The sequence below is a fragment of the Bradyrhizobium sp. CCBAU 051011 genome, from assembly GCF_009930815.1.
Taxonomy (GTDB): Bacteria; Pseudomonadota; Alphaproteobacteria; order Rhizobiales; family Xanthobacteraceae; genus Bradyrhizobium.
The window spans coordinates 8,475,133-8,496,189 of sequence record NZ_CP022222.1 but is presented as its reverse complement, the minus strand read 5'-3'; the positions used below and the strand labels follow the sequence as shown (position 1 = coordinate 8,496,189).

The following is a 21,057-nucleotide window of genomic DNA, read 5'->3' as shown; positions in this document are numbered from 1 at the left end:
GCCGATCTCCTCTGCCATCACTTGCCGGCACCTTGAGGCAACTCGCTTTCCCTCGAGTTGATTACCTCGGCCGTCGCGCATACGCGGTGGCCTAGCGCTGTACGTCCATTGCAGCGCCGACCGCGCTCTCGATGAGGCTCGCGAAACCAGATCTTCATCAGACCCGCACAGGCCGTTTGACCTCAACTAGTACAAGTAGAGAGCGCGGGAGCATAGTCTATAACGGCCGGATCTCCGTGAATGTGTGAACGCCTTATGGGCGGCTGCTTGGTGACCTTTACGCGCGTTACACTGCACCGGCCATCAATGCTGACGGGCACGTCACCCTCGATGGTGGCGCGACGAACGATGCGATGCTGGTCGCCGTAATCATTGACTGCATAATGGTGCGTGGCGCGGTTATCCCAGATCGCAACATCGCCCTCCCTCCAGTTCCAGCGCACGGTGTTTTCGGGCGCGGTGATATGAGACTGAAGTATATCAAACAGCTTTTGACCGTCATATTTGGGGATGCCAAGAAAACGCTGTACCAACGCGCCGAGCACTAGCGTCCGCTCTCCGGTCTCGGGGTGGACACGCACGACGGGATGCTCGGTCTCGAAGATGGTTCTGGTGAAGACCTCGTCAAAATGCTTCTTATCGACCTCGCGGACTCGAGCCATTCCGGCATAATCGAAGACGTTGCTGTGAACGGCCCAGAGCTCGTCCGCAAGCCGTTGCAGCGGTGGCGGCAGATCGAGATAAGCGGCGGCGGTGTTCGACCACACCGTATCACCGCCGAATAGTGGGATCACAACGGCCCGCAGAACCAAAATCTTGGGATAGGCATCGGCGAAGGTCCCGTCGGCGTGCCACACATCGGCCCGGCCACCACCGCGAGCGGAGTCAAGCTCGAGGAGCGATGCCGTTCCCTTGGCAACGCCGAGCATCGGATGCGGCACCAGCTTCCCTAAACGCGCGGCAAATCGCTCCTGCTCGGCGTCATCGAGATGACCTTGGTGGCGGAAGAAGATCACCTTGTGGTCGAGCAGCAAGCTGTTGATTGCAGCGATCGTCTGATCCGGCAAATCGCTCGAGAGCTTGATGTTTCTGATTTCCGCGCCAATGCGCGCTGCGCGTTTGACGACATCGGTCCGCGGAATGACATTCTCGATTGAGATCGTTTCGTTCATGGATGTTCCAGCCTTTGCGGTTTCTTCACCAAAGGAACTATTCAGCTGCGGGCCCGAATGGGGAAGGGCTATATTGCTTAATCATCAGAACCCGCGGCAATCGGCCGCTTGGTGCGCTGTTCGTGCGACGCAAAATCGGCCGCGCACCTATCGTCCGTACCGTTGTCGATGGGATGCGCCCGAAACTCGCCGGTCCCCCTTGCTTCGGTGCAGAACTAGCTTGATTGAGGATCGACGTGCCGGCAGGTTCAAATTCGAAAGTTTCATCGAGACTGCCTTCGATCATTGGTTTGGTGAAACTTCTCTAGGATCGCGATAAGATCTCGTCCTTCCAAAAAGATACGAATCGCCTGGTGGCGGTGCGGACCGCTGGTGACGTCACCGCAGATCTCGCATTTAGCGAGTGATCTCCAGCAAGCACCGTGCCAGCCGCCAAAACGGGCCGCGAACGAGGCAAGAGCGCCAAAGAATCGGGAAAAACCCGGCGCGACGATCACCGGATTAGGCGATAATTCGACCAGATAGCCTGCTAGTCTCGATGGCAGCGCGCGCGAAGAAGCAGAGCCTAACGATACGTGAGGTCGAGCGCCTAGGTGGGCGCCAACGGCACAGCGGCGTACGATCGTCAGCAATCCGTTCGGGCCAGCACGAGAGGCGATCGTCATCAGACGACCTTCCATCTTTCAACATCAGGCACGTCGGGTTCAAGACGGAGATGTCGGAGATCTGACAACCTGCAGCGTTGATCCAAAGGGATCTGGCGGCTGCGCGTGTTTTCTCTCGTGAAGCAAGGCGCACACCAAATTCCGGCACCATCGCGGCACCCTTGACCTCGATGTGGTGGCACCTGTCATTCTTGAGCTGCTCCGGCGATAGCCGACCGCCCGATGTGCGTAGACCATCGAGTTACGGGGTGCTGGTCGACAGTGCCGCCGGCACATCGTTTGCCCTCTCCGCGAGTGATCGAATATCCGGTCACGAGAACATCGCGATTCACGTTTGCCCAGGTTATTCTCGGGTGACCCCGCCTCGTTGCTAGTGTTCTGTCCCGCAACTTCGTAGCATGACTATTGCATGAATTCCGGGTATCCCGATGAAGGAGGTACCGATGCGCACCGAACGGGCGGAAGGCGATGCTGACTATTTCCAGCGACGAAGACACGCAGCTCACGGCCATAACACGGTCGCGCTCGCTGTCTCGGCGCTGACGCAGCGAACAGGGATCGTGCTGGCCTGCCAACGTGAGCTGAGCAACATCGTCTTGGCGACCCGGCTTGGTGGTCGGCCCCATAGGATCGGCAACTGGCCCAATGGCTTCATCGGAAATCACATCGCGATCATCTACGATGAGACGCCTACCAGTGGACCCCGCACGGTTGAGGATGAGGCTGTGGCCGAGCTGATCAGCAAGACACTTGCGCGCAGGCCTAAAGCAGCAATCCGTCGGAGCGTGCGCCCATCCAAAGGGACGGAAATTGCCAAAAGTACCGTTCATTGCCTGTTCCAACTCTTCGGTCTGCGGCCTCGCTGTAGCCGCAGCTTTAAACCCTTGACGGATGCGTTTTTGTCGAGAAGTCACGCTTCCGGAAGATTGGAAGGCGATGGAGGAGATTGCTCGCATGAGTGACGGGCTTCAAAAGGGCAGTGATGCGGCCGCGATCGAGGAGCTGCTCCAACTGCTGATCGGCATCTTATCGTCAGCAACGCGACTTCCGCGCGGCCCAGAAAGCGATGCAGCATTACTGCAGATAGGGGAACTTCAAAGAAGTGTAGGCGTGCTCCTGCTTAAGCGGTTTTACGATGAAGCATAGCGAGATCTCATTGGTGTGGGGCAGGGGCTCCCTGCGGACAATCTGCTTCAACTTACGACGGAGCCGCCTAAGGCCCGCAACGAGATGTCGGATCTCGCTGGTCGCTGATGGCTCCAGGCGAATCTACACCCAATCCATCGGCCGCCCAGAGGGGTGATAACCGAAAGATGGCGGGCTGTCCTATTCCAAAGAACACTTCGATTTCTTGCATCATATGTCACGCACCGGGTGCCAAAATCCGAACAGTGCGCACTGTCGTGCTCCACGGGTCCTAGCATGACATGGAGTCGGCCCTTGAAGGAGCTCTTGCAGAAGCCCGAACAGCACTCTCGCAGCGGCAGTCTCCGGTAGCCCTGACCAAGAGAGTGGAGGAGGCGGGCGGGCGGCTTAATCGAGCCGGCTGTGGTTCTCGGCAAGCCAAATATCAATTTCTTCTTCAATGTGCTGCTTTTCAGATTCATAAAGCCGAAGCGAGGCGTGCAACTTCGGTTAGCCCGTGCAACCGAGGACTGGCCGGATGGCTTCATTGGAGACCTCAACAACAGTAGCTGATGCAGGCCGGCCGCAAGCAATGTGACGAATAGTGAACGAAGAAATGTCAGCAAAAAAGCCCGATCGCCAAGGATTGCTGGCGAGTTGCGCGTGAGGCCGAGGTCCTCATCGACTTTGTGGTACGGCGAAGCGCGCGGTTCCGCGGCCCGCGCTCACAAATCAGACCCGAACTTTGAGCAGACTGCGTGCTCATCGTCTCATGCGCTGGCTCCGCCGCGATGCTTATCCAGTGCAGTATCGAGGCACCTGATCAAGTGCTGTCCGGCGAAGGGCTTGGCCAGGAAGCAAATCGCTCCGGCGCTCAGCGCACGCGCGCGAACGCGATCATCGGGAAAGGCAGTGATGAAAATGAAGGGTGCACCGTAGCCATGGTCCCGCATATGTGCCAGCAGGTCCAAGCCGCTCATAATCGACATCTGCACATCCGCAATCACACACGATGTTCCGTTCAGGTGGGGCGAGCGCAAGAACTCCTCGGCCGACACAAATGTATGAACGATATAGCCGTGGGACTTCAAAAGGTTATTTATCGCAGCACGAACTGAACCGTCGTCGTCGACGATGGCAATGAGCGGAGGCGTGGACAAGACGATCCCCTCTATCGCGGGAAAGGCGCTTGCCGAAGCACAGCCGCCTGGACAAAGGGTGAGCTTGCGGGATGAGATTGTAAACTCATACTTAGGCTTATTCGGGGTGGTTGGAACAAATTCCGAGGGCCTCAGCCATTCTGATTAAATCGGCCAGCGTCCGCGCGCCCATTTTCTTCATCACCCGCCCGCGATAGATCTTGACGGTGATTTCGGCGAGCTCGAGCTCTGCGGCTACTTGTTTGTTCATAAGCCCGGCGGCGACCAGTTTCATAACTGCCTGTTCGCGTGAGCTTAAGGTGTCGTACAAGGACTGCAGGTTCGCAACTGTCTTCTCAACCTCCCGCCTCTTGCGATCCCGTTCGGTCGCGGCGACGACGGCATCAAGCAGCTCCTGATCGCGAAACGGCTTGGTAAGGAAGTCGACCGCTCCGCCCTTCATCGCCTTGACGCTCATTGGAATGTCGCCATGGCCAGTGATGAAAATAATCGGAATGTGAAGGTTCAACTTGGCTAGCTCGGTCTGCAGCTCGAGGCCACTCAATCCTGGCAGTCTGACGTCAAGGACGAGGCAGCTGGCGACCTCCGGAAGCTTTCCCTGCAACATTTCCTGAGCCGATCCGAACGCAGCAACGTCCAAGTTCACCGATTGAAAAAGATTCGAGAGCGAACGACGCATTGAGACGTCGTCATCGATCACGAACACGATCGCCCTTCCGCTGGGCTCCTCGACCTTTACGGTTTGGTGCGGCAAGTCGGAGCGCCCGGTCACGACACGACCTCCTTATGGAACGGTAGGACGAATTGAAACGTCGCGCCCGGCTCTTGCTTGCGAGCGATCGATAGGCTCCCTCCGTGAGCCTCCACAATCGAACGGCAGATCGAAAGCCCCATTCCAAGGCCGCTTGATTTAGTGGTAAAAAAGGGATTGAACACGCGATCCGCGTCGTCCTCGGTGATCCCTATACCGCAGTCAGTCACGGCGAGGTGCACGTGTCCTATATCGTCTCGAGATGACTGAATCATCAGTTCGCGCGGCCGGTCCCTGACCATTTGCATGGCCTCAATCCCGTTCATCACTAGATTTGTGATCACCTGTTGCAGTTGAACCCGGTCACCCAGGATCAGGGGGAGGGCCGGCGCCAACTCGGTTCGCAACGTCACCTGATGGCCGACAAGCTCCCGTGTCACCAGCGCGATTACCTCCTGGACGATGTCGTTGATATCGAGCGGCACCATCTCGATCTCGCCTTTCTTCGCAAGCGCGCGGATGCGGCGGATCACCTCGCTCGCCCGGATCCCGTCCTCGATGATCCACTCCACTGAGCGGCGTGCCGCGGAAAGATCAGGAGTTTCGCGACCAAGCCAACCCAGACAAGCCTCGCCATTGGTGACAATGGCGGCAAGCGGCTGATTTATTTCATGGGCGATGGAGGTTGTCAGCTCGCCGAGCATCGTCACCCGCGTCACGTGCGCGAGCTCTGCCTGTGCCTTCCGCAGTTCTCGTTCGGCCTGATCTGCGCGGATGGTTGCGGTGATGTCGGTGCTGACGCCGCGATAGCCGAGGAAATTGCTGTCAGCATCAAAGAATGGCCTGCCGCTGGTTCGGACGTAAATTGGAGATCCCATCTGAGTGAGGGTGCGATAGATGAAATCGCGAAACGGAAGACGTGCATCGAGTGTCGCCCGATGCTGGCGCCACTTCTCGGGTTCTGCTTCGAAATCGCGCGCTATTTCCCAGCGAAGCAGTCCGACGACCTCTGAAGCCGGAAGGCCTGCTGCGCTGGTGTGCTCCGATAAAAGCGTGACCCGGTGGTCCGGCCCGGTCTCCCAGAGCCAGTCGGAGGCCGTTTCGGCGTAGTCGCGAAACCGCTGCTCGCTTTCGCGCAACGCAGCAAGAGCCCTTTCCAATCGTTCCCTGGCCGCATGTTGCTCGGTAACATCCATATGCGTTCCGATGAGCTCGCTGACGTTGCCGTCGCTGCCGACCACGGCGTGCGCAACGGAATGTATGCGCCTCATCGCGCCATCTGGAAGAAGGATTCGGAAATCATATTCGAAGTGTCCTCCATTGCCTATGATAGCCTGGCGCGGCACGTCCTGAAGTCGCGGCAAGTCGTCTGGATGGATACGCGACCGGATGGTCTCGATCGATACAGCCTGTCCCGGGTCGAAGCCAAACAGACGATCGATTTCGGCGGAGCGATACACAAATTCGAGACGGTGGACGTCCCAGGACCAACTGCCCGTGTGGCTAAGATGCTGGGCTTCGGCCAGATAGGCCTCGCTACGACGCAACTGCTGTTCCGCCTGCTTTGCAGCCGTAATATCCGTCACTGCGCCGATAAACTCGATATCACCAAAGGCGGTTCTAGTGGCTCGTACCACCGCGCGGAGGTGCTTCACCGAGCTGTCCGGCATCAGCAGTCGGTATTCGTGCTCGAAATCCTCTTCGTTTTGGACCGCTCGTTCGATGGTCTCTCGCACGTCAGCCCGATCTTCTGGATGGGTTCGATCAACGACGAGTTGCGGCGTCGGTTTGGTCGACGGATCGTATTGGAAGATACGAAAGGTCTCCTTTGACCAGTGGACCTCGCCGGTGGCGACGTTCCAGCCGAAGCTGCCGGTGCGGCTCAATTCCTGCGCCTGGGCGAGATGGGCTTCGCTCCGCCGCAGGGCAGTTTCCGTCCGCTTTCGCTCGGTAATATCTTCGCAGGCAATGAGGACGACGAGCTTGTCGTCTGCCCCCTGCATGGCTTTGGCGCTCTCGCGCACCCACAGCACCGAGCCATCCTTCCTGATCTTCTGGATCTCCCAAGTGTGCGATTGGCCAACTGTTTCAATGCACAGACTGACGCGTTCGCGAACAAACGGACGATCGTCTTCCAGAAATACGTTCAACACGGAATGCCCGACAAGCTCCGAGGGCGCGTAACCGAGCTGTGTGGCGCCGAACGTGTTCACGTTCAGGACCATTCCGGTGGTATTGACGATGAAGTGCATGACGGGGCTATGCCCGAAGATTTCGCGCCACTGTTTCTCCCGGTCGCGCAACCCAGCCTCGCCGCGCCGGAGCCTCGCTGCGGCCTCAAGCGCAACGTTCCTTTCTCGGCGGACCTTTTCGATTAGGTGCGTTCCGACAATTGAGACAACAACAAAGGCCACAATCACAGGAAGAGTCTGCGGATCGTCCAACCGTAGATTGAAAGGAGGCGGCGCAAAGAAGTAGGCTAAAACAGCGAAGGGGAAGACGAAAAGCATGGCAGATGCGATGAGGCTGCCCATCAGTGGAAACACCAATATCATTTCCAAATAGCCGAACGCCGTCGCGGCGAAAGTGAAGGTATGACGAAGTTAGCGTCATCAACGCCCGCGCAAAAAAAACTGCGTGAGCTTGCGAACTTGATCTAGTAAGCTGATCACCCATCAACCTAAACTATCGAAAGCAGCTGGAGAACTATACGAATGTTTTAGGCTCTCTTGTGCTCGCACTGATTCAGCAGCTAGCGCCAGCATTATCAGGTTGCCGCGGTACAATTAATCCATTGATATCAATGGCTTGAGTGGAAGAGCGATGTCGGGCTTTGATGACGCCGAAAGAAAACTTTCGTTTAAAGAATTGGCTGATTGAGGCGGCCATGAGGGCCCTTAGAACCCACACGGCAGTGCGCTTAGAACCAGTGGAGCGCAGCAGCCGGGCCGGCACTTCCACCGAAAATAAACCGAGTAACAATCAGGGAAAGCCTTTGGGGGAGATGTCTATCGTTGGCCCGTCTCCTTAGTTAGGATTTGAAAAGGTGTGTGGATGGCTTTCGGGGGCCATGACACGATCGTCTCGTTTGGCGGCGGCCTTCGCCAAATGCATATGGTGGACAAGACCATAAGAGAGCTGCTTCAAAACAACAAATTGAAGACCGCTTCATCAGAAGACCCTCTGCTTTCATGCTCGGTTACGTAAGCCTCTTGTTGTTGATCGGCCTGGCCGGGGCTAGACGGGAGCAGAGAGACCCGCACGAGGGCTTGCCCGAGAAACGGTGGTTGAGCATAGTCGCCGGTTTGGTTACGCGCTTCTGCGAAATGAAAGGAGATCGACGCGCGTGACGGCCGAGGGAAGGCGTATCGCGCACGCGAACAATGGAGCCTCCGGGGTCGCTGTGCACGAGGCTAGCCTTGTGCGGATGCTGACGCTGAAGCCCTCAGTGCTTTTGCGATCTCGGTCGCTTGCACGTGCGGACAACCGAGTTTAGCGCTGCAACACAAACCGATTTATATCCTCCTTAGCCCTGATCGAGCTGGGTCGCTCGGCTTCTACGATATGCCGTGTCGTGGCCAAAAACCTTTGTGAGTTCGCCATCAACTCGGGCGAGGGTTGCTGAGAGGCCCGAGTCTTGATCGAGACCGTTTCGGTTTTCGGAGCTCGGCGGTGACAAACTGATGCACCCACCGCGGCTTCGCGACTCGAAAACCGCGACGAGGCCCGAGCATCGCGACGCCAGGTGAAGAGCTGCGACGGGTGAATGCTCCCCGATACACTTCCGCCGGGCTCCAGCGCCTCTGCCACGACTTGTGCCTTGAACTCATCCGACCAGCGTCGGCCAAGTTGTCGCGGGGCTCCCTCAAGACGCTCTGCGACCGCTTCGATCATATGGAAGGTCTAGTTTCAGAACTAGGCGCAGACATAGAAGCTCACATCGGCTCACACACTCCGCAGCCGATAGCCGATCGCTCATCCACTCCGCCAGATGGGGTCTCTTTGCCACTTACCGTTGTCATAGGACTACTCCTAGTGCTTGCAATAGGAGTTGCAGCCTGCAGACCCTCTGAGCAAGGCGGCCCTCGCCGGACCTCGCCGGATGATTACAGCGCAAGTAGCTAGATCTCGTCGGGTGGAGAGTTCCGGCAAAGGCATAAAATTTGGCAGTACTATAGCTAGATCGCAAGAGGGCCATTTCGATATCCCCGAAGGATGTTTGGTGACCGCTGACCTGCCACTAAACTCTTTCATCCAGCGGCAGTTAGAGTCTCGGTAGTTCTGCAGCGAGACCGAACTTTGGACCACTCGAAACTAGAGTTTTACGACTCTAAACACGTTGGCGGGCTGGTGGCGCCATCGCGGTTTTGCAGCAAAATCGGGTCGATTGCCGATCGCCCCATGGGGCCGTTCTTCATTATACAACAAGGCTCAGGAAAGCCCACAGAACCGTTCTTCGCGAGGTTCTTTATCGATTTCCGGCCATGGGGGCAGCCTGCGTGTCCGCTGCAGCAAGTCGGCGGCTCCGCGTCAGGTTCTCGACAGCTATCGCACATAGAAGAGTAGGGTCTCCAGAGGCGATCATAGCTGGCGATCGCTGCAAGAATACTGGAGCGCGCGGTCGGGGGTGCTTGGACGGGGCATTTTGGGGCGTTCACGGTAGTTTTCTGCTGGGTTCGATGCTGCCGAGTCGAGTCCGTGGCAAATCACTCAGGCTTCAAATTGGCCTATATTCCGAAAGTGAGAACGAATGAAGTTCCAATCCACCAACTGGGTGCGTCAACAATCGGGCACCGCGGGCCCGCAAGAGAGCTCACCAGCTCCGTCCACAGATGCGGCGGCCTTTGAGCAGCAGCTGAGCGAGATCGCTGTCCCGTCTGCTCCCGTGCTCATGCAGGTCCGCGCCCATCAAGCGGAGGCATCGCGATCTGAGGCGCATGCCGGAAACGATGAGGCGGTGCTGGGCGCCGCAGCGCTGCAGACCGCTCAGTCAAATTGGGTCTTGGTCGGTCGCAGCAAGGAGCCGCTCTATGCTAAGGATGCGCGCCTTATTTCCGGCCTTAAGCAGGCGCTCCTCAGGGGTGGAGCCGCCGAGAGCACCGCCACGAGCAACGTCGGTTATCTGCTCAGCTTGAGCCGCTGGCTCTTTGCAAACGACAAGCCGTGCATTGCTGATCGGCTTCATGACGAGTCGATGGACAAGGATGTCGAGGAGTTCATAACCAAAGGTGGGATGGCGAACGTCCCTTGGGCACTAGCTCATCTGCGGACCTCTCAATTGACGGGAGGAGTCGTACCGATCGCAGGCCGCCCTGACCTGACTCCTTATCCCAAGGACGGAACTCTCATCAAAGAATACAGAAAGCAAGCAGTGGCGGCCGGAACTTCAAGTACCGCCAAAACCTATGCATCTATTCTCACGGATTTCAGCCACTACCTTCGGGCAAACAACAAGCCTGGCATTGCTGTTCGGCTTCAGGACGAGACATGGAACGAGGACGAACCGCTCAATGAAGAGATCCAGCGCTACAAGGACGCCGGGGGTAACAAAAGTATCGGCGCGGCACTTGATCATCTCCGTAATGGAGCGAGAAAACTCAACGGTCCGCCTTTTCATCCCGAAGACGCGCCCTTGATTTCCGGACTTCAAGAAGCACTCGTTAAGGCTGGGTACGAGGAGATCACCGCTAAGACGAATTATGTTGGTCCTCTTCGCAGATTCAGCCGGTGGCTCTTTGCAAAAAACAAGCCGGGAGTGGCTGCTCGGCTTAACGACGAATCGCTCAGCAGCGACGCTGCGATCTTCGATCAAAGTCGCAGGCACCTCGTTCTTACCGCACTAGATCGTCTCCGCGCCTCTCAGTCGCCGGGCGGAGTCGCGTCAATCACTGCCCGGGCAGGGGGCATTGAGGCCGCGGCTAAGCAGGGCGGCTCGCAGCCCGCCTTCAGTTGGCCAGCGGCACTCGCTGAGGGGGATGATCAAGATTTATTCTTTGGGACGGTCGACGAAGCCGGTGCATCGTCGTGTCTTCAGCCACCGCGGCATGGCCTGGCATTGAATCCTACAGAGTCTCCTAATCCCGTGAACTGGCGCCACCAGGACGACGAGCTGACGGATGAACGTTACCGCAACATCCTCGTGCCAGGCGAGCAGATTCCCATCATGCGGGCGAGCGGACACCCATCTACGCCGCCTCCGCACGGTCAAGGCGGTGGAACGATGCTGAATGCCTCGGCGCTACCGCCCGGCCATGCAAAATTGGTTTTCGCAGGTAGCAGCCTGGATCCTGTTTATTGCGAAGATGCCTCTCTTATTGAGGGGCTGAGGCCGGCACTCATCAAGGCTGGGGCCTCCGAGAGCACGGTCGGCCGCAATCTACGTGGTCTTCTCAGCTTGGGGCATTGGCTCGTGAAGAACGACAAGCCGGGCATTGCTTCCCGGCTTTACGACAAGTCGCTGGACAAGGATGCCCAGGAGTTCGCCGAGAAGGAGGAGCAGGCCATCGCTACCCCACTGGATCATCTTCGAGCCTCCCAATCGCCGGGCGGCATCACGCCGTTTGCAAGCCGGGTTGAGCGGAATCCCTATCCGCAGGATGCGGATCTCATCAAAAGGTACAAGGAAGAAGCAGCCCCAAGCACTGCCAACACCGCCAGGAGCTATGCAACTCTTCTTATCGATTTCAGTGATTACCTCCGTGAAAACGATAAGCCCGGCATTGCTGCTCGGCTTGGCCACGACTCGCTGGATGAAGATGTCAGTCGGTATAAGGAGGCGGACCCCCATGGCCGCAGAAAAGCCGGAGCCGCACTGGCTCATCTCCTGAGGTCGCCGGCGGGGGCTAGAGCGATCGAACTCCTGCGTCATATTCGCCCCCTTCCTGATCTCGAAGACGCGGTTCGCGCCGAGACGAAGCCGACCCTCACCGCGACTGCGCAGCACAGCGGGTCGAACGGAGCTGTCAGCTGGCCGGAGACTCTGCCTGCGAACCAGCAGGATCTGCTTTTGGAGACGATGGACGGACCCAGCTCCTCGCCGCCTCCGCAGGGCGACGCGGTTGAGCGGCAGCTGATGCAGACCCCATCCCATCAACTGGCGGCGTCACCATCGCAGAGGCAAGCTCCGGTGTCGTCGCCGGACGAGCTGATCGGCGAGCAGCTTCCGGCCGAAGACGCGGAGCTCTTGGCGATGTTTCGTGTAGACGCCGAGCGGCGCAAGCTCACCCCAGGGGCCATCAACAACAGTGTTTCCGGGCTTAGGACTTTTGTCCGCTGGGTCAACGCAAGTCATAGGGGCCCTGTAGCTTCTCGGCTGCGAGACGGTTCATCGCTCGATGAGGAAATGGCGAAGTACAGGAGCTTGGGCCGTGACACTCAGAACCGCATTAGATCGGCTGTGGACGTTCTCAGGCGGCTGCTACGTGGGGGGGAAGAAGTCGAAGCACCCGAACCCCGCGTTCTCGGTGCCCCCCGTCACCACGTTCCTCATCCAGAAGATGCGCCCCTCATCGAGGGCGCGCTGAGCCAAGCCCTGAAAGATCTTAAAACCCCGACTGCGAAGCTGAGGCAGTCTGCGCAACAGCGGGCGACACGTCTTCGCGCGCTGAGTGCGTGGCTTAGAGGGAATGGCAAAGGGAGCATTATTGGGCGACTAAACGGCTCCAGCAGGCAGCAGTTATCCCTCGACGATGACGTGGTAGCATTCCAACGGACTGGAGGCAGAGTACACGGTCCCGATTTGTCGCATCTTCGCAGCTACTTGAAACTCATCGAGGCGAACCGAGAGCTGGGGCTGCGAGGCCCTGAGCAGCCGAGCTCGCCGGACGCGCAGGGCGATCGGTTTTCCGGCTCTTCGCAGGATCTTCCCTCAACGCCGGCCAGCCGAAGCGCTGGAGCTTGGGTTTGGTTGAGTGAACAGCGGCAAGAACCAGGATCACCATCCAGGCCCGCGTCAAATGCTAAGGGCAGGCGTGAGCCATTTGTTGATCTGAATGCGCCACCGCCGTCCGAGTTGCGCGACGATGCTCACTTTGCGTCAGCCGCTCGTGCCAGGGTTCGCTCAGACACCTACGATGGTCTTGAGCCATTTGTTGATCTGAATGCGCCACCGCCGTCCGAGTTGCGCGACGATGCTCACTTTGCGCCAGCCGCTCGTGCCAGGGTTCGCTCAGACACCTACGCTGGTCTTGAGCCATTTGTTGATCTGAATGCGCCACCGCCGTCCGAGTTGCGCGACGATGCTCACTTTGCGTCAGCCGCTCGTGCCAGGGTTCGCTCAGACACCTACGCTGGTCTTGAGCCATTTGTTGATCTGAATGCGCCAACGCCGTCCGAGTTGCGCGACGATGCTCACTTTGCGCCAGCCGCTCCTGCCAGGGTTCGCTCAGACACCTACGCTGGTCTTGAGCCATTCGTTGATCTGAATGCGCCAACGCCGTCCGAGTTGCGCGACGATGCTCACTTTGCGCCAGCCCATCCTGCCAGGGGTCGCTCGGACACCTACGCTGGTCCTGTATCATTTGTTGGTCGGGATGCGCCCAGACCGCAGGTGATTGATCTAGATCCGCCCACGCTGCAGGAGCTGCGTGATGATGCTCGTTATGCGCCTTTCCCGCGCACATCCGCCGATGCTCAGATCGGGGCTTTGGATCCGACCGCCTCCTCCCACGGCCGCAGTGGACTAGAGCTCGGCGCCAAGGAATGGCTGGGCGACAAGCATATCCACAGGGATTACGAGCTCCTGGCGGAGGAGTTGCGGCGGGGCCGTCCGGAACTCGCCGCCCTGACGCAGTTCGTGGACCCCCTGATAGCTCACTATCAACTGCGCTTCGGCGCCGAACCCGACATGCTCCGCGCGTTCCAGCGCATCGTCTACGATCCAAATGGTAATGATACGGCCGACTTCCTGTTCCTGCCAGTGAACGACGCTATGGATCCTAATCGCCTCGGCACGCATTGGTCGCTGCTGCTCCTTGATCGCCACACGCGAGGAGAGTCGGTTGCCTATCACTACGACTCTGTCCGGGGACACAACCACGAGGCGGCAGCGCAGCTCGCACGACGGCTGCGCGCCCGCCTGGAGTCACCCAGCATGGCCCAGCAACGGAACAGCTATGATTGCGGCGTCTTTGTGGTGGACGGCACGCGGGCGCTGGTTCGACGATTGGCCCAAGGAGAGCGGCCAGCGCACGAGCCGCTGCACCTTGACAACCTCGTCGCCAATCGGCGGTCCCTCCAGAGTCGACTGGCTCATCCCGGCTTGGGCTAATGGAGCTGGCTGGAGCGGCTCTCCCGGACACTACACCGGGGGGCTCGCCCGAGCGAGCGGCCTGTTTGGCCGCGGAAGCCGAAGCCCAGGGGGCCTTGCTGATCGAGAAGCTCAAACTCACGATCAAAAAGCTCCGGCACGAGCAGTTCGGACAGTCCTCCGAGCAAGGCGCATTGCTGGAGCAGCTCGAGCTAAAGCTCGCCAACGTGGAGGAGACCGCGGCGCAAGCTAAGACCGCAGCGCAGATGGCAGCCGAGAAGATTGCAGCGCCATCGTCGAGCGCCGCAGCAGTGATTGAAACGATTGTAAACCGTCGTGTAAGGGCACAGTCGGGCGGGTCGCGCCAGCGCGCGCCGCATTATTATATGAATGAGTCTTCGTTCTTTAATCGCGGGCACGGTGTCAACCCCGATAGACAAACCTGATCCACTGCCGGGTTCATGGTTCTTTCCGCGGTCGTCTCTACAAGAGCCGCCGCATGATGGCGTTCAAAGGCGGTCAATTCGTGACCCACGTGAAGGCGCTGCCCGGCACCCCCTATGACGGGCATACGCTCGCAACCGTCATTCCGGATATGGAGGCCCTCATCGGCATCACCCTCGAGCGCCTCCTCGCCGACACTATCGCGGCCACAATGCCCCACCCGATTACAAGTTCAGGGTGTTCACCTCAGGGCAGAAGGGGCGGGTGACGCCACAGATCAAGCGCGAGCTGCGAAGGCGTTCCGCCGTCGAGCCGGTCATCGGCCATCTCAAGTCCGCTTGTCCCGGAACGAGGTGAAATGCGCAAGGCCTGCAATCAGGATCGCTCAGCGCGTGGATTTTCGTGGTCCGTCCGCCACGCGAGCGGCCGACCGCCTGTTTGTGCTCCCCCCTTTTCGTCGCTCGCCGAGCGATGCCCTTTGATCGAGGTGGAGTCGCCATCGCGGGCAAGCGCTTCGAAGATGCCTGCCAATGTCCGCGCTTGGCGTGCGCCGTGATAAGGCGGCGCTTTCCAGTGGGTGCAAGTCCCACCCGGCAAACGCTCCAGCCGGAAGCAACCGGAGCAGCTATGGAGGTGACGAAGTGGCTGAAGCCTTCGGATAGCGTGTCACGATATACGGTGACCGCGCGAGTGTGCAGGCCGTAACGCAAGTGAACGCCGAGCAAGCCTCGAAAAGGACGATGCACAGGCCGACCCGACGGCCATATATGAGGAAGGCTGACACGACTGGGACGGCGTGAGCGAAGCAATACCTCCAGTCGCTGTGCCGGGGTAGTGGCGACGGCATGTACACAAGGAAAGCGTACGCAACACGGGAGGCCCCACGACGTGGTCAGGGATGATTAACCGGACGCCCGCGAGGGACAGGCCGGGACCTACGCCGACGATCTCGTAATCTTGTGCAGGCGGGGCAAAGCTGAAGAGGCCTTGCGACAACTGCGCAGGATCATGGGAATGCTGAAGCTGATGGTCAACGAGGAGAAGACACGAATCTGCAAGGTACCGGAAGGAGAGTTCGACTTCCTGGGTTACACGTTCGGGCGGATGTACTCAGCGAAAACCGGCCAGGCGCGCCTGGGGTACCGGCCATCGCGCAAGAGCATCAAACGCGTGATCGAAAGCGTTCGCGCGCTCACCGCCCCATCAGGAACTTGGCAAGAGACCACGGAGCTCGTAGGCCAGTTGAACCGCACGCTGCGCGGATGGGCGAACTACTTCAATGTAGGCACCGTCACCAAAGCGTATCGGGCGCTCGACAACTACGCGGCTGTGCGGTTGCGCCTGTGGTTGCGCTTCAAGCACAAGGTCAGGCGACGCAGGGGCGGGACCTATCCACTCTCGCACCTCTACGGGTACTTCGGGCTCGTACGCTTAACCGCGCTTGGGCGCGACATGCCGTGGGCGAAGGCTTGAAGTCTTGTCCGAGAGCCGGATGCGGGGTGTGCTGCAGATGCACACGGAAGGGAGTTTGCAATGAACAACTGACCGTGGGGATAAGCTGCGCGAAAGATGAGGGTGGGCCCCTCGGGATCGGCTTTCAGGAGCAGGTCCCAAACCAGTCCAAGCTGCTGCGTTCAAAAGGCGTGGTGGTGAGCGTTGGATCAAAAGTCCGAATGGAATTCGGGCAGGTGAGCATTCGAGAGACGAGCGTGAGCAAACCCTCGGTGACGCGCCGAAAGGCTTTAGACACTGCCAAAACCGGAGGCGCTCGCATCCTCTGGGATAAATCTGTCGGTTACCTGGGTACTGGACAGATAGCAGTCGGCGTATAGGGGGCGTGAAGCGGATGCAGGCTTTCGTGTGGAACTGCAGGAACCAGTCCCTGGATGCCAAGGGAGAAGCTGAAGCGGCCAAAACTGCGAGGCGAGAGTACCGAAGCCAGGGCCTGGGGCGGACCGACCCGTACGAGCGGTGAAGGCCCCGTAATCGGGCCGGAGCAAAGGGGTCGGGTCAGGACAAATCGTATTGACGTACCAACTGGAAACAGGATGACGACGACGATCACGACAAACAAGCCGTTTCATATCGATAAGAAACGTGTGTACGAGGCTTACAAAGCGGTCAAATCCAATGCGGGTTCGGCCGGTGTGGATGGACAGACGATCGAGCAGTTCGACTCCGACTTGCAGAACAATCTCTACAAGCTGTGGAATCGGATGAGCTCGGGAAGCTACTTTCCGCCACCGGTGCGCGCCGTCTCCATTCCCAAAAAGGCTGGAGGCCAGCGGATTTTAGGTGTGCCAACCTTAGCGGATCGAGTGGCCCAGATGGTTGTCAAACAACTCATTGAGCCGGACTTGGACCCAATATTTTTGGCAGACTCCTATGGCTATCGGCCGGGAAAATCGGCACTCGATGCTATCGGCGTCACGCGCAAGCGGTGCTGGAAATACGACTGGGTTCTCGAGTTCGACATCAAAGGTCTGTTCGACAACATCGACCACGAACTTTTGCTACGGGCTGTCCGGAAGCACGTGACGTGCAAGTGGGCGCTGCTCTACATCGAACCTCGCCTGGCGGAATGCCGGCTTGAGATGCACCCCACCAAAACCAGGATTGTCTACTGTAAGGACAGCCGGCGGAAGGGGAGCTATTCGAACGTCTAGTTTGACTTCCTTGGCTACTGCTTCCGGCCGCGACGGGCAAAGAACTCGCAAGACGCCTCGGTGTTCTGCAGTTTTCTACCTGGGGTCAGCGCTTCGGCGCTGAAGTCTATGCGGGCGGCAATCCGGGATTTGAACCTCCGAAGACGGACCCATGTGTCAATGGCTGACATCGCTCGGCAGCTCAATCCACTCCTGCGGGGGTGGATTGAGTATTACGGTCGATTCACGCGGGCGGCTCTGGGGCCAATCCTTCGATACGTCAATCAGACAATCGAGGCTTGGATGATGCGGAAGTTCAAACGCTTTATGGGTCGTAAGGCCAAGGCCGGCCGCGTTCTCGAACGACTATCTCGAGAACGTTCCGGGTTGTTCGCACACTGGAAGATCGGCATACGCGGCTCGTTCGCCTGATGGGAGCCCAGTGAGGCGAGAGTCTCACGCTGGGATCTATGAGAGGCCGGCGGTGAGATTCCACCGGCCTACTCGCCAAATCTGCCTGTCCGGTACGATGAGCGGGATGTGGAAACGGAGCCAAGGGTGAACCACTAAGGCACCGCCAGACGAAAGAGGCGGCAAACAGATATGTTCAGCCTACCGCCACCGCGCCACATCTCGACTCTACCCAACGATTGAACCGATTGTAGATCGTTGTGTAGGGACCATAGTCGGGCGGACAATCGCGCCAACGTGCGCCGCATTGAAGCATGTGAACGATACCGCTGATGATACGGCGATCGTCATCGCGGTCCGATCCGGTCTGGTTCGTCGGCAAATGCGGCTCAATCCGAGCCCACTGCTTGTCGTTGAGCCAGAACAGTCCCTTACGCATCGCATCCCCCGCGCCGAATCAAGTCAGCGCAAAGGAATCAGAGTTCATTAATTAGGTACAGACCCTAGTGACCGTGGACGATTGCGCGCACCTTCAGGACATCTATGACGGCCTCCGCAAGTTGCTCAGGCGTCTGATCCATGGTCCTGAGATGAAAATCGGGTCTCATCGGTATTTCGTAGGGTGCATCGATACCCGTGAAGTTCTTGATCTTGCCAGACTTCGCCTTCGAATAGAGACCCTTAGGATCGCGCCGCACGCATTCTTCAAGGGGCGTGTCGACAAAGATTTCGATGAACTCCTCCTTAGCAACCAGGTTCCGCACCATGTCTCGCTCCGCTCTGTAGGGCGAGATGAACGAGCAAATCACGATCAGGCCACCGTCGGCCATCAACTTGGCGACTTCGCCGACACGTCGAATATTCTCGACACGATCGGCCTCGGAGAAACCGAGGTCTCGGTTCAACCCATGCCGCACGTTGTCGCCGTCCAGCAGCATGGTGTGACACGACATTGCGAACAGCTTTTGATCGACGATGTTGGCGATTGTCGACTTGCCGGCACCGGACAGGCCGGTGAACCAGATGATGCAAGGCTTTTGATTCTTCAGGGCGGCCGCTCGCTCTTTCCCACTGAAAGCGGTTGCCGAGCAATATTGGTAGCCCGCCGCAGCGGGAACGCAATCATGCCGGCGCCAACGGTGCGATTGGTAAAGCGGTCAATGACAATGAACGATCCGGTCTTGCGATTGACCTGGTACGGATCGAAGGCCACGGGCAGTGCCGTCGCGACATTGCAGAAGCCGATCTCGTTGAGGCTAAGCTTCCTGGCTGCCAGGTGCTCACGTGTGTCGACGTCGATCCGATGCTTGATCGCGGTAATGCTACCGGCGACTCCGGTCCGAGTTCCAATGCGAAGGATGTAATTGCGTCCAGCAACGAGCGGTTCGTTGTCCATCCAGATCAGATGAGCCGCGAACTGGTCGGTGACCTCAGGTCGCTCGTTCGGCCGCGCCAGAAGATCGCCACGGCTGATATCGATCTCGTCTTCGAGGGTAATGGTGACGGCATCGCCAGCGTCGGCGCGGGGAAGATCGCCGTCCTGGGTCACGATTCGCTTGACGCGCGTGGTCCGTCCAGACGCTGCGACAACAATCTCATCTCCCGCCGAGATGCTTCCGGAGGCCACTGAGCCGGCATAACCGCGGAAGTCCAGATTGGGCCGATTCACCCACTGAACCGGAAAGCGGAAAACCTGGCTCGCGACGTCGGATTGAATATCGATTCTCTCCAAATAGTCGAGCAGGCACGGGCCGTGGTACCACTTGGTCTTATCGGACTGGTTGATGACGTTGTCGCCGTACCGGGCGGAGATCGGGATCGGAACGACCGAGGTGAAGCCAAGACCGGCAGCAAAGGCCATATAATCGCCGACGATCCGATCAAATCTCTCCTTGTTGTACGTGACTAGGTCGATTTTGTTCACTGCCAGCACCACATGGCGGATGCCTAGCAGCGAGCAGATGAAGGAGTGACGCTTGGTCTGGACCAACACGCCTTTGCGGGCATCGATCAGAATGATGGCGAGCTGGGCGTTCGAGGCGCCAGTTGCCATGTTGCGGGTGTACTGCTCGTGGCCGGGCGTGTCTGCCACCATGAACGATCGGCGCAGGGTGGTAAAAAAGCGATAGGCCACATCGATCGTGATGCCTTGTTCCCGTTCAGCTTCAAGCCCGTCAACTAGCAGAGCAAAATCAACATCATTGCCGGTGGTGCCGTGCTTGGCGCTGTCGCGTGCCAGCGCAGCGAGCTGATCCTCGTAAATCACCTTGCTATCATGCAATAGCCGTCCGATCAGCGTCGACTTTCCGTCGTCTACCGAACCACAGGTGATGAACCGCAGCTGGTCCTTGCCGGCCTGGACACGGTCGATTGTTGCCTTGGAAGGCATCAAAAGTAACCTTCCCACTTCTTCTTCTCCATCGAAGCGGCTTCATCGGTATCGATCAAGCGTCCCTGGCGCTCAGATACGGTCGCAGTGTGCATTTCCGCGACAATGTCCTCAATTGTGGTCGCGTCGGAGTCGATGGCCCCGCTCAGCGGATAGCATCCCAGCGTGCGAAAACGGATCATGCGCATCTCCGGCGTCTCGTTGGATTGAAGACGCAATCGTTTGTCGTCGACCATGATCGTTGCGCCGCTTCGCCGCACCACGGGTCTTGGCTTTGCGAAGTAGAGCGGGACGACCGGGATCTTCTCGAGCATGATGTATTCCCAGATGTCGAGCTCGGTCCAGTTCGACATTGCGAATACACGCATGGTTTCGCCCTGGAGGAGTTGGGTGTTGAAGAGGTTCCAGAGCTCCGGCCGCTGGTTGCGGGGATCCCACACGTGCCCGGCTGAACGGAAGGAGAAGATCCGTTCTTTCGCGCGGCTCTTTTCCTCGTCACGTCGCGCTCCACCAAACGCAGCATCGAACTGATAGAGATCGAGCGCCTGCTTCAGGGCATCGGTTTTCATCACCCGAGTATGAAGAGCTGAGCCGGAATCGATTGGGTTAATCCCGCGCTCAAGGCCCTCCTTGTTCACATGGACGATGAGTTCGACGCCTAGCCGCTTGGCCGTCTCATTCCGGAAAGTGATCATCTCGCGGAATTTCCAGGTCGTATCGACGTGAAGGAGGGGAAACGGCAACTTCGCGGGATAGAACGCCTTGATTGCGACGTGCAGCATGACACTCGAGTCTTTACCGATCGAGTAGAGCATAACCGGATTCTTGAACCCGGCGACTACCTCACGCATGATCTCGATCGACTCAGCCTCGAGGCGACACAGATGTTTCGGCAGCATATGGTTCTTCTTTGATACAGAATCGTTGTTCGTTAGATGCCGTTTGGCGCAGCGCTTCCGCTTGGGGTCCGATAATCCTGCCGCAGCAGCAAGCAGGACCGCACGACCGGAAGCCGCTTTGCTGCATATCGGTGCTAGTCAGGGGTATC

General features: G+C 58.5%; 10 protein-coding genes and 6 pseudogenes. 7 read left to right on the top strand and 9 right to left on the bottom strand.

The genetic code is table 11. The features are described 5' to 3' along the window. Nucleotides 1-266 precede the first annotated feature (266 nt). Nucleotides 267-1,172 (bottom strand): annotated as a pseudogene (locus ACH79_RS39990) (TauD/TfdA dioxygenase family protein); the annotation flags it as partial. Nucleotides 1,173-2,280: 1,108 nt separating this feature from the next. On the opposite strand from ACH79_RS39990, the gene ACH79_RS39985 reads away from it, so the two are divergent. Together ACH79_RS39985 and ACH79_RS39980 are read left to right on the top strand one after the other, a co-directional pair. Next, nucleotides 2,281-2,799 (top strand): hypothetical protein, encoded by a 519-nt coding sequence (locus ACH79_RS39985; protein ID WP_161855667.1) that lies wholly within the window; start codon nucleotides 2,281-2,283, stop codon nucleotides 2,797-2,799. Next, nucleotides 2,792-2,983 (top strand): hypothetical protein, encoded by a 192-nt coding sequence (locus ACH79_RS39980; protein ID WP_161855666.1) that lies wholly within the window; start codon nucleotides 2,792-2,794, stop codon nucleotides 2,981-2,983. Before ACH79_RS39985 ends, ACH79_RS39980 begins: the two co-directional genes overlap by 8 nt. A gap of 749 nt (nucleotides 2,984-3,732) precedes the next feature. Here the strand turns inward: ACH79_RS39980 and ACH79_RS39975 are convergent. The 4 genes from ACH79_RS39975 to ACH79_RS44660 all read right to left on the bottom strand — a co-directional run bounded on the left by ACH79_RS39975 (nucleotide 3,733) and on the right by ACH79_RS44660 (nucleotide 8,767). After that, on the bottom strand, nucleotides 3,733-4,122 hold the full coding sequence (locus tag ACH79_RS39975; protein ID WP_161855665.1) for a response regulator transcription factor: 390 nt from the start codon (nucleotides 4,120-4,122) through the stop codon (nucleotides 3,733-3,735). A 97-nt stretch (nucleotides 4,123-4,219) separates the two neighbouring features. Beyond that, nucleotides 4,220-4,894 (bottom strand): response regulator transcription factor, encoded by a 675-nt coding sequence (locus ACH79_RS39970; protein ID WP_161855664.1) that lies wholly within the window; start codon nucleotides 4,892-4,894, stop codon nucleotides 4,220-4,222. After that, nucleotides 4,891-7,428 (bottom strand): PAS domain S-box protein, encoded by a 2,538-nt coding sequence (locus tag ACH79_RS39965; protein ID WP_161855663.1) that lies wholly within the window; start codon nucleotides 7,426-7,428, stop codon nucleotides 4,891-4,893. Before ACH79_RS39965 ends, ACH79_RS39970 begins: the two co-directional genes overlap by 4 nt. Nucleotides 7,429-8,365: 937 nt before the next feature. Next, on the bottom strand, nucleotides 8,366-8,767 hold the full coding sequence (locus tag ACH79_RS44660; protein ID WP_246738326.1) for a transposase: 402 nt from the start codon (nucleotides 8,765-8,767) through the stop codon (nucleotides 8,366-8,368). 856 nt (nucleotides 8,768-9,623) lie between these two features. Between ACH79_RS44660 and ACH79_RS39955 the strand changes: the two genes are divergently transcribed. The 3 genes and pseudogenes from ACH79_RS39955 to ACH79_RS39945 all read left to right on the top strand — a co-directional run. Further along, entirely contained in the window at nucleotides 9,624-14,141 is a 4,518-nt protein-coding gene (locus tag ACH79_RS39955; protein ID WP_246738325.1) for a Ulp1 family isopeptidase, read from the top strand. Between the two features lie 65 nt (nucleotides 14,142-14,206). Then, a complete protein-coding gene (locus tag ACH79_RS39950) occupies nucleotides 14,207-14,566 on the top strand; it encodes a hypothetical protein (RefSeq protein ID WP_161855662.1) in 360 nt (119 codons plus the stop codon). Between the two features lie 65 nt (nucleotides 14,567-14,631). Next, nucleotides 14,632-14,900: pseudogene (locus tag ACH79_RS39945) on the top strand (IS5/IS1182 family transposase); the annotation flags it as partial. A gap of 2 nt (nucleotides 14,901-14,902) precedes the next feature. On the opposite strand, the pseudogene ACH79_RS39940 reads toward ACH79_RS39945, so the two are convergent. Further along, a pseudogene (locus tag ACH79_RS39940) lies at nucleotides 14,903-15,089 on the bottom strand (IS5/IS1182 family transposase); the annotation flags it as partial. Nucleotides 15,090-15,578: 489 nt separating this feature from the next. Here ACH79_RS39940 and ACH79_RS39935 point away from each other — a divergent pair. Together ACH79_RS39935 and ACH79_RS39930 are read left to right on the top strand one after the other, a co-directional pair. Further along, entirely contained in the window at nucleotides 15,579-16,037 is a 459-nt protein-coding gene (locus tag ACH79_RS39935; RefSeq protein ID WP_202639135.1) for a group II intron maturase-specific domain-containing protein, read from the top strand. A 575-nt stretch (nucleotides 16,038-16,612) separates the two neighbouring features. Continuing rightward, nucleotides 16,613-17,641 (top strand): annotated as a pseudogene (locus ACH79_RS39930) (group II intron reverse transcriptase/maturase). Between the two features lie 211 nt (nucleotides 17,642-17,852). Here ACH79_RS39930 and ACH79_RS39925 read toward each other — a convergent pair. The 3 genes and pseudogenes from ACH79_RS39925 to cysD all read right to left on the bottom strand — a co-directional run. Then, nucleotides 17,853-18,059, bottom strand: a pseudogene (locus tag ACH79_RS39925) (transposase); the annotation flags it as partial. A 64-nt stretch (nucleotides 18,060-18,123) separates the two neighbouring features. Next, a pseudogene (gene cysN / locus ACH79_RS39920) lies at nucleotides 18,124-20,009 on the bottom strand (sulfate adenylyltransferase subunit CysN). Continuing rightward, nucleotides 20,009-20,908: a sulfate adenylyltransferase subunit CysD gene (cysD, locus tag ACH79_RS39915; protein WP_161855661.1), complete on the bottom strand. Its 900-nt coding sequence runs from the start codon at nucleotides 20,906-20,908 to the stop codon at nucleotides 20,009-20,011. Before cysD ends, cysN begins: the two are co-directional and overlap by 1 nt. Nucleotides 20,909-21,057 lie beyond the last annotated feature (149 nt).

Coding starts and splice junctions, on each gene's coding strand:
- ACH79_RS39985 (WP_161855667.1), top strand. CDS start 2,281: ATGCGCACCGAACGGGCGGAAGGCGATGCTGACTATTTCCAGCGACGA.
- ACH79_RS39980 (WP_161855666.1), top strand. CDS start 2,792: ATGAGTGACGGGCTTCAAAAGGGCAGTGATGCGGCCGCGATCGAGGAG.
- ACH79_RS39955 (WP_246738325.1), top strand. CDS start 9,624: ATGAAGTTCCAATCCACCAACTGGGTGCGTCAACAATCGGGCACCGCG.
- ACH79_RS39935 (WP_202639135.1), top strand. CDS start 15,579: ATGCTGAAGCTGATGGTCAACGAGGAGAAGACACGAATCTGCAAGGTA.
- ACH79_RS39965 (WP_161855663.1), bottom strand. CDS start 7,428: ATGATATTGGTGTTTCCACTGATGGGCAGCCTCATCGCATCTGCCATG.
- cysD (WP_161855661.1), bottom strand. CDS start 20,908: ATGCTGCCGAAACATCTGTGTCGCCTCGAGGCTGAGTCGATCGAGATC.
- ACH79_RS44660 (WP_246738326.1), bottom strand. CDS start 8,767: ATGATCGAAGCGGTCGCAGAGCGTCTTGAGGGAGCCCCGCGACAACTT.